Genomic DNA, 6,601 nt, shown 5'->3' on the forward strand with positions numbered 1-6,601 from the left:
TAACAGGATTTTTGGCCAAGACAGTTCAATCCTTTACTACTGGGGGAGTATCCATGGATGAAAAAAACAAGAACGCCCAAGAAATGGGGGAGGAAGAAGTCAAAGGCCTGATCGATCTCAAGAAACTGGATGAGGCGGAAGCGATCATCGATCAAAAGTTGAGTCGTGCAGAAAATGACCCCACATGGCTTAAAAACAAAGGCATTATCCATGCCAAAAAGAAGGAATACGAAAAGGCGGAGGAATATTTTCTCCTAGCCCTGGATCATCGTCCCGAGGACTTAACCGTGATTGTGAACCTGGGAAATATCTATTTGGAAACCGGCCATCCGGACGCCGCAGAGAACTATTATAAACAGGCCATATCCAAGGATCCCTCCTATGACACACCCTATTACAATTTAAGTGCCCTTTATAAAAAGAAAGGGGACTATGACCGTTCCAAGAAGTTCAAGAAGGATTATAAACGAAGATACATGGAGAAGCGGAAGAATAAAAAACCGGCTTCTTCTGAAAGGAAACAATACTTTTCCAAAGAAAAAGTGATGATTATTGTGGTAATCGCGATACTCATCGCCCTGATTTTCATAAGGTAAACCAAAGGTGAACCAAAGGGGACGGAGGTATTCGGTAGATCATCTACCGAATACCTCCGTCCCCTTTGGTTTATTTGATCCATACAGATTTCTGAATATTTTCTATAAAGGAAATATTTACAAGGGAATTGGAAAGTAAAAGGGGATGCGTTATAATAGAATATATCGTTAAAAAAATAACAAAATGATGACTATGGAGGTGGGAATATGAAGTTTATTAATTACGCGAAGGAGCATTGCAACCATTGTTATAAATGCATTCGGGTATGTTCTCCAAAGGCAATTTCTATTTTTGAAACAAGTGCAGAAATCGATCAGAAGCGTTGCATATCCTGTGGAGAATGTTACGTTACCTGTGAGCAGGAGGCACTGTATATCATCGATAAGGTTTCAGAGGCAAAGCAGGCGATCAGTTCATCGAAAAAAGTAATCGTCAGCCTATCCCCTTCCTTTTCCGGAGCTTTCGAGATTGACGAAGTGGGACAGATGGTTACGGCCCTTAAAAAACTGGGAGTGGACCGAGTGGAAGAAACTTCTGTGGGTGGCGACCTTGTGATCGAGGCTTATGAAAAGTATTTAGCAACGACCGAAAAAAAGAATCTAATAGCAACGACCTGTCCCTCCACTAATTATTTAATTGAAAAATACTATCCGAAACTGCGGGAGAATATGATTCCCATTATTTCTCCCATGATGTCCCATGGGAAACTCTTAAAAAAAGAATATGGTAAGGACAGTCACGTGGTATATATCGGCCCTTGCCTGGCAAAAAAAGCGGAAGCTCGAGAAATGCAAAATCGGGGCGCTGTGGATACGGTGATCACTTTTGTTGAATTGAAAGAGTGGCTGGAAGAAGAGGGGATTGAACTCCAATCTTTAACGAGCACAAGCTTTGATAAAGAAGGTTCCATGAAAGGAAGTATGATTCCCTATAAAATCAACCTTGAAAGAGCCGGTGCGGATCGCTTTGAGAAAATGTTGGTTAGCGGTGTGGAAAAAAGCAAGGAGATTTTAGAATGCTTGCTTGCAGGGGATCTTGAAGGAGTATTTTTAGAGGTGGCTTCCTGTGAACGGGGCTGTACCAATGGAACGGGAATGCCCAAGGATGACATCAGTTATTATATTCGGCGCAAACGCTCGAAGCAATACCTTGAGGAAAAGAAAGTAAAAGAGGGTAAAAGGAGGGACCCCCTCAACAAACTAGCCCCCTATGAGCTTACGAAGTTGATATATGATCAAAGCGTGGAAATACCCAGCTATTCCAGAGAAGAAGTGGAAGGGGTACTAGGGAGTATGGGGAAAAACAAAAAAGAGGATGAAATTAACTGTGATGCCTGTGGGTATGGGACCTGTAGGGCCCATGGGGAATCAATTTTACGGGGGACCTCTCGAGTGAATATGTGTTTGCCTTTTATGCGGGCAAAGGCGGAGAGTTTGAAAAATGTAATTTTTGATCATAGTCCAAATGCCATTTTCATGGTGGATTTTAATTATCAGGTCAAAGAATTCAATCCCTCCTCAGAACGAATATTTCAGGTAGCCAGTGATCAAATGAAGGATCAGCCCATTAGCAAAGTGATTGCCGAGGACTTGTTTCGTGAAGTGATGGAAACAAAGGTAAACACCATTGGTAAAAAAGTTGAATATCCCCAATACGGGGTAATTCTGATTGCAAATATTATTTACTTGGAAGATGAAGGGGTTTTAATGGCTATTATGACCGATGTAACATCGGCGGAGAAAAATAAAGAAGAGCTGGAAAGGGTTAAGGGAGAGACCATTCACGCGGCACAAAACGTTATTGATAAACAAATGAGAGTAGCCCAGGAAATAGCCAGTCTTTTAGGAGAGACCACAGCGGAAACCAAGGTTACCTTGAGCAAATTAAAAGAGATTGTTCTTGGAGAGGGAGGAGAGCGGTGATGGAATTATTTTACGACTTCGCTTATGACAGTTTGAATAAAATGCAAGAAGAGCTCTGTGGAGATAAAGTAGAAGTTGTGGAAGCTGAGGACAGCACCATCATTGTTTTGGCTGATGGATTGGGCAGTGGTGTGAAAGCCAATATCTTAGCAACAATGACCACAAAAATTGCAGGAACCATGCTAAAGGAAGGGGCCAGTATTGATGAGACCATTGAAACCATCGCAAAAACCCTGCCGGTATGCAATATTCGAAAACTTGCTTACTCCACTTTTATTATTATGAAAATATCGAAAACAGGAAAGGTTCACCTCATTGAATATGATAATCCTCCGGTATTTATGGTGCGAAACAACAAAAGTTATGAATTGAAAAAAAAAGAGAAGTTTATTCATGGAAAGAAAATTCTGGAAAGTATTTTTCAATTAAAAGAGGGCGATATGGTAACCTTAGTCAGTGACGGTGTCATTCATGCAGGGGTAGGGGGAGTGCTCAATCTCGGATGGCAGTGGTCCAATGTGGAGGAGTATTTAATAAGGCAGTCGGCAATGGAAAAAACCGCTAAGGGAATTGCCAATAAATTAATGAGTACCTGTGCCTATCTTTATGAACAAAAACCGGGGGACGACACTACGGTAGTCAGCTTAAGAGCAAGAAAACCTGAAACCTTGGATGTTTTTTCCGGCCCTCCGGAAGCTCCCGAGCAGGATCCGAAAATTGTAGAGGCTTTTATGAAAGGGAGAGGAAAAAAAGTGGTTTGTGGAGGGACTGCAGCTAACATTGTCAGTCGGGAATTACAAAGGGAAGTAGAGGTCCTCTTTGAGACCGGAACGGATTCGATTCCGCCGAGAGGGAAGATTTCAGGGATCGACTTTGTCACGGAAGGGGTGATTACCCTAAGCCACGTCGTAGAAAATATTGAAGACTATCGAATAAAAAGGGAATTAATGCCCCCTAAAAAAAACAAAGAGCAAATAAACGGGGCAGAGTTATTAACCCGGGTATTTCTAGAAGACAGTACCCATTTGAATTTTTATGTGGGAAAAGCCATTAATCCCGCCCATCAAAATCCTGATTTACCAAAGGATTTAAGCATAAAGCTTCGGATGATCGATCAATTAAAAAGTCAATTAGAAGCCTTGGGAAAGAAAGTTAAGATACACTATTATTAGGAAAGGGTGAAGAATATGAAAACGATTCATGTTTGTGTGGGAAGTGCCTGTCATTTAAAAGGAGCTTATCAAGTTGTAAACCGTCTGCAAAAGATTGTTGAAGAAAAAAAGTTAGAAGATTATTTTATCATAAAAGCGGCCTTTTGTTTAGGGAACTGTACAAATGCGGTGTCGGTAAAAGTAGATGAAGGCGCGGTGGTTTCATTAACGGAAAAGGAAGTGGAGGCTTTTTTAGAAAAACTACTTTAGTGCTAAGGTGAGGTGCATAAACATGAGAAAATTTGAAAATCACGTGCAGGAGATGAAGTATGAAGTTCTAAAAGAAGTATCCCGGGCAGCTTTTCAGGGGAATTTGGAAGGGGCAATCCCGTTGATCCCCTATCGTACAGACCCGGGGCCTGCTCCAAGAATTCGGTGTTGTATTCATAAGGAACGGGTGATTACGATGGATCGAATTCGTATGGCATTAGGCGGTGATAAAGAGAATCCTAATATCATCGAAGTAATTGATGAAGCCTGTGATGAGTGCACGATCAATCGCTTTATTATTACGGAGGCTTGCCGAGGATGTCTTGCCCACAGGTGTACCGGAGCCTGTCCCACAGATGCCATCAGCATTATCGGTTCAAAAGCGGTGATCGATCAGGAAAAGTGTATCGAATGCGGAAAATGCAAAGAAATTTGTCCCTATAATGCCGTCGCCGATGTTATGAGACCCTGTCGCAGAGCTTGTGAAGTGGGAGCCCTCCGTATTGATGAACAAAAAAAAGCAGTGATCGACGAAGAAAAGTGTATTCGTTGCGGGGCTTGTGTTTATCAATGTCCCTTCGGGGCGATTATGGACAAATCATCGATTAATGATGTGATCAAAACCCTGAAAGATTCCAAGGAATCGAAAGTGAAGGTCTATGCGATTATTGCACCATCTATTTCTTCCCAGTTCACCTATGCTTCCATCGGACAAGTGATGGCCGGGATCAAAAAACTTGGATTCCATGATGTTATTGAAGTAGCCCTCGGGGCGGATATGGTGGCCTTGGAAGAGGCCAAGGAATACCGAAAGGTAATTGGAACAATTGAAACCATGACCAACTCCTGTTGTCCTGCTTTTGTAGAACATGTATACAAGGTCTATCCGGAGCTTAAAAAACATCTTTCCACATTGGTATCTCCAATGATTGCGATTTCAAGATTGATTAAATCCTTGGACCCCGAGGGGAAAGTGGTATTTATAGGACCTTGCACCGCAAAAAAAGAAGAAATTCAAAAAGAGGATTTAAAAGGAGCCACACACTATGCCTTGACCTTTGAAGAGTTGGCAGCCATGTTGGATTCCCAGGACATTGTCCTGGATCAGCTAGAGGAGAGACTACTGGATAATGCATCCTTTTACGGTAGAATATTTGCCCGTTCCGGAGGATTGACCAAGGCCCTGGGCAAGCTTTTGGAAAAAGATCCGGCAGAAAATCCTTTCCGTCCCATCACTTGTGACGGGATCGCTGAATGTGATAAAGCATTGAAGAAGCTTAAGTTTGGGAGACTGGAGCATAACTTTATTGAAGGGATGGCCTGTAAAGGGGGATGCATTGGGGGCGCAGCATCTCTAAGTCATGGACCTAAAGATAAAAAGGCGGTGGATAAATACGGAGAGTTGGCCTTGGAACCTGATCAGGAGCAATCCTTAAGGGCTTTTGATCTTCAGTCCATAGAGTACCATCGAGATCATTCGATAAATTTAGAGTAAGGGATGCGGGAAGCTTTCAAAGGTAATATAAAAAAAATGGATAGGAGCTGATATTATGAATCCGGGAAATGCGGTTATGCATCAAAAGAAAAGGGAACTACAAGTGGCACAAACAGGACTACTTCTGGGGATGGCTTTGGTTTTTCAAATATTTTTCGCCCGGTTTATGCAGCCGGTGGTTGGTCCTCTAGTGAATATGACCTTAATTTTGTCGGTTTTGATGGTGGGAAAGCAAGGTGCCATGATGATAGGGTTTATGACTCCCATGTTGGCTTACATACTTGGAATTATGCCCTTGTTTCCGGTGGTGCCCTTGGTGATCCTGGGAAATACGACTTATGTCTTGTTGTTTGATAGAACTCAACGTATTAATGGCTATGTGGCCGTGGTGATTTCCGCCCTGGGAAAATTTGGGGTTATGACTTTGGGAATTCAATTTGTTGTACCGCTTTTCTTACCACAGGTGCCGTCGATGATTACGACGGCTTTTATGTTTCCTCAGTTGTATACGGCCTTGATCGGAGGAGGGTTTGCCTTACTTCTTTATAAGAAAATCCCTCATAAGGGTTAAAAATTTAAAAGTTGACAGGGGTGACAGGGGTGACAGGGGGACGGACTTTTTGTCATCCAAACCTATTTCACTCAACTTTCACTCAACTTTCACTCAACTAAAATAACCGCCTGCGGGATCTTTCTAAATCCCGCAGGCGGTTATCTTATTGTATGCTTCGGTTGATTGATTTGTTGATACAAAGAACGCCATATTTGCGGTCCTCATGACCTGAGCATAGTTCGGGATCTACAATAATTTAAGGGCACCGGAGGGTTACCAGGGACAATACGGCTTCCTGGAGAATGTTGCCTTGATTGTAATTGTGCTGATCCTTGGGTTAGTGGTAATGCAGTTTTATAAGAATCGATAAAAAGTGTTGCCGGTTCATCGGTCTTAAAAGGAACCGTGAGTTTGTTTGATGAAGTCAGTGTAGACTATCTGTACATATTCTCCAGCGGTATCCTCACAGGGAGTGGTAACCACAAACATTGTTGCGGAAATGAGGGGCTTCTTTTGTAATGCGCTGTGTGTGGTATGAATAAAAATGGAAAATTTTCCAGGATTCTTTTTAATCCCCTTTACTTTTATGTTATAATTATATATGAAAATAAAG

At 42.2% G+C, this 6,601-nt stretch carries 7 protein-coding genes; 6 read left to right on the forward strand and 1 reads right to left on the reverse strand.

Annotated features, from left to right (window positions below):
* Positions 1–53 precede the first annotated feature (53 nt).
* The 6 genes from ISALK_RS12435 to ISALK_RS12460 all read left to right on the forward strand — a co-directional run bounded on the left by ISALK_RS12435 (position 54) and on the right by ISALK_RS12460 (position 6,006).
* Entirely contained in the window at positions 54–596 is a 543-nt protein-coding gene (locus ISALK_RS12435) for a tetratricopeptide repeat protein (RefSeq protein WP_160722790.1), read from the forward strand.
* 207 nt (positions 597–803) lie between these two features.
* Complete coding sequence (locus ISALK_RS12440) at positions 804–2,519, forward strand: [Fe-Fe] hydrogenase large subunit C-terminal domain-containing protein (protein ID WP_160722792.1); 1,716 nt, start codon at positions 804–806, stop codon at positions 2,517–2,519.
* Positions 2,519–3,691, forward strand: a complete 1,173-nt coding sequence (locus tag ISALK_RS12445; RefSeq protein ID WP_160722794.1) for a SpoIIE family protein phosphatase — start codon at positions 2,519–2,521, stop codon at positions 3,689–3,691. Before ISALK_RS12440 ends, ISALK_RS12445 begins: the two co-directional genes overlap by 1 nt.
* 15 nt (positions 3,692–3,706) lie before the next feature.
* On the forward strand, positions 3,707–3,940 hold the full coding sequence (locus tag ISALK_RS12450) for a (2Fe-2S) ferredoxin domain-containing protein (RefSeq protein ID WP_160722796.1): 234 nt from the start codon (positions 3,707–3,709) through the stop codon (positions 3,938–3,940).
* Positions 3,941–3,962: 22 nt separating this feature from the next.
* Positions 3,963–5,435: a 4Fe-4S dicluster domain-containing protein gene (locus ISALK_RS12455; protein ID WP_160722798.1), complete on the forward strand. Its 1,473-nt coding sequence runs from the start codon at positions 3,963–3,965 to the stop codon at positions 5,433–5,435.
* Between the two features lie 55 nt (positions 5,436–5,490).
* The gene (locus ISALK_RS12460; RefSeq protein ID WP_160722800.1) at positions 5,491–6,006 is read left to right on the forward strand and encodes an ECF transporter S component; all 516 of its coding nucleotides are present in this window, start codon (positions 5,491–5,493) and stop codon (positions 6,004–6,006) included.
* Between the two features lie 375 nt (positions 6,007–6,381).
* On the opposite strand, the gene ISALK_RS15150 is transcribed toward ISALK_RS12460, so the two are convergent.
* Positions 6,382–6,601: Tm-1-like ATP-binding domain-containing protein (locus ISALK_RS15150; protein ID WP_236660369.1), on the reverse strand; the 220-nt coding region annotated here is incomplete at its 5' end.

It is taken from the genome of Isachenkonia alkalipeptolytica (genome assembly GCF_009910325.1).
Lineage (GTDB): Bacteria > Bacillota > Clostridia > Peptostreptococcales > T1SED10-28 > Isachenkonia > Isachenkonia alkalipeptolytica.